1 rRNA gene is annotated in these 2,582 nt (G+C 63.4%); it reads right to left on the bottom strand.

Features of this window, described 5'->3' with window-relative positions:
• Positions 1 to 42 precede the first annotated feature (42 nt).
• Positions 43 to 2,582: ribosomal RNA gene (locus JE47_RS0119950) — 23S ribosomal RNA — on the bottom strand; the annotation flags it as partial.

Here is a 2,582-nt window from a genome sequence, read left to right as displayed (position 1 = left end):
TCGTGCACCCTGTTTTCCTGCTGCCGGTCGGTTCGCCGTGACGGAAGGAAGCCCTCGCCCCTGCGCACCGGTCGCCTCTACGGGTCACCCCGCCTCCAGCTCCGGCCGCTTGGCCCGCTCATCTCGCGGGGGGCTTACCAGCCTTGCGCTGTGAGAGCAGTCGTCTTGCGGCGTGTTTCCCACTTAGATGCTTTCAGCGGTTCTCACTCCCGGACATAGCTACGGAGCCTGCAGGACGCCCTACAACTCCTCCACCAGCGGTCCGTCCAGCCCGGTCCTCTCGTACTAGGGCCAGCCCCGCGCACTGCTCTAGGCGCTCAGAGCGGATAGAGACCGAACTGTCTCACGACGTTCTGAACCCAGCTCGCGTGCCGCTTTCATGGGCGAACAGCCCAACCCTTGGGACCTACTCCAGCCCCAGGATGCGACGAGCCGACATCGAGGTGCCACGCTCCGCCGTCGATATGAACTCTTGGGCGGTCTGAGCCTGTTATCCCCGGGGTAGCTTTTATCCGTTAAGCCACAGGCCTTCCACCCGGTCCTGTGGGATCACTACGGCCGACTTTCATCCCTGCTCGGCCGGTCTGCCTCGCAGTCAAGCGCCCTTCTGCCGTTGCACTCCGCAGCGGATGACCATCCCGCCTGAGGGCGCCGTTGCGCGCCTCCGTTACCCTTTAGGAGGCGACCGCCCCAGTCAAACTACCCACCAGCCACCGTCCCCGCCTGTAGCGGGTGAGGGCAGCGCAGACCGAAGAGTGGTATTTCACCGTCGGCTCCAGCCAGCCCGCAAGCCAGCCTTCTCCGCCTCCCACCTATCCTCCGCATCGGCCTCCGCTACCCGATGGCAAGCTGTAGTAAAGCTCCACGGGGTCTTTTTGTCCCGCTCTGAGGTGGCCGCATCTTCACGGCCACTGCAATTTCACCGAGCCCCCGGTCGAGACAGTGCCCAGGTCGTTATGCCTTTCGTGCGGGTCGGAACTTACCCGACAAGGAATTTCGCTACCTTAGGACTGTTATAGTTACAGCCGCCGTTTACCGGGGCTTCGGTTTGGAGCTTGCACCCCGCCCCTTAACCTTCCGGCACTGGGCAGGCATCACCCCCTATACGTCGCCTTTCGGCTTGAGCAGGGAGCTGTGGTTCTGGTAACCAGTCGCCCGGGCCTGGACCCTGCGGCTGCCTCGCGCTCCACCCGCCAGGGGTTTCACGCTACCCGCAGCACCCCTTCTTCCGAAGGTACGGGGTCAATTTGCCGAGTTCCTTAACCGGGGGTCACTCGTCCACCTTGGTCTCCTCGACCTGTCTACCGGTGTCGGTTTGCGGTACGGGCGTGGAGGGTCTCCCGAGCCGGCCTTTCTTGGCTGCACAGGCGCCTCGCCATTGGGAGGCGGAGGTCCGCCCCCCTTTCACTCGCCTCTCGGTCACCGCCGCACGGATTTGCGTCGTGCGGCTCCCTACCGGCTTGGACGGCGCTCGTCTCGCCGCGGCGACTACCCCTCAGCATCCGGCATTGGTCAAGCGACCGCTCCACGGTACAGGACTATCAACCTGTTGTCCATCAGGTCAGGCGTGTGCCGTCCCCTTAGGCCCGACTACCCTGCCGCGGTGCACCCGTGCGGCAGAACCCTTAGACGTTCGGTGGCGATGATTGCGACATCGCTTCTCCGTTACTCATTCCGGCATTCGCACTCGTCGTCACTCCAGCGACGCTTCCGCGCCGCCTTCGCTGCGACGACGACGCTCCCCTACCGTTTGCCGATGGCAAACCCGCAGCTTCGGTGCATCGCTTTGCCCCGGTACAGCGTCGGCGCAGCGCTGCTTGACCAGTGAGCTGTTACGCACTCTTTCAAGGATGGCTGCTTCTAAGCCAACCTCCTGGTTGTCTGAGCGGCGCCACAACCTTTCCCACTCAGCGATGACTGGGGGACCTTAGCTGGCGGTCTGGGTTGTTTCCCTCTCGACGACGGATGTTCGCACCCGCCGTCTCACGCGCGGTGCGTTCCCCTGGCATTTGCAGTTTGCCGTCGCTTGGTAAGCGGTGAAGCCCCCGCACAACAACAGGGCTCTACCTCCAGGGGAACCAGAGCCGCGGCTGTACCTCAATACATTTCGGGGAGAACCAGCTATCTCCGTGTTCGATTGGCATTTCACCCCTACCCACAGCTCATCCGAGCCTTTTGCAACAGACACCGGTGCGGCCCTCCACGTCCTGTTAGGGACGCTTCAGCCTGGCCATGGGTAGCTCACACGGTTTCGGGTCTATCCCCGGCGACGGTCGCCCGTTTCAGGCTCGCGTTCACTCCGGCTCCGGCTGGCACTGCCTTAACCACGCCACCGAGGATAACTCGCCGGATCATACTCCAAAAGGCACGCGGTCACCGGTAGTACCGGCTCCCACGGCGTGGAAGCACACGATTTCAGGGTCTCTTTCACTCCCCTCACCGGGGTACTTTTCACCGTTCCCTCACGGTACTGTGCGCTATCGGTCACTGCGTGTAGGTTGCCTTGGACAGTGGTCTGCCCAGCTTCAGCCCGGGTTCTTCGTGCCCGGACCTACTCAGGAGCGACCCACCCGGCTGAGGCG

Source organism: Chloroflexus sp. MS-G (genome assembly GCF_000735195.1).
Classification (GTDB): domain Bacteria; phylum Chloroflexota; class Chloroflexia; order Chloroflexales; family Chloroflexaceae; genus Chloroflexus.
The sequence above is the reverse complement of the archived record's forward strand: the minus strand, read 5'-3'. Positions and strand labels throughout refer to the sequence as shown.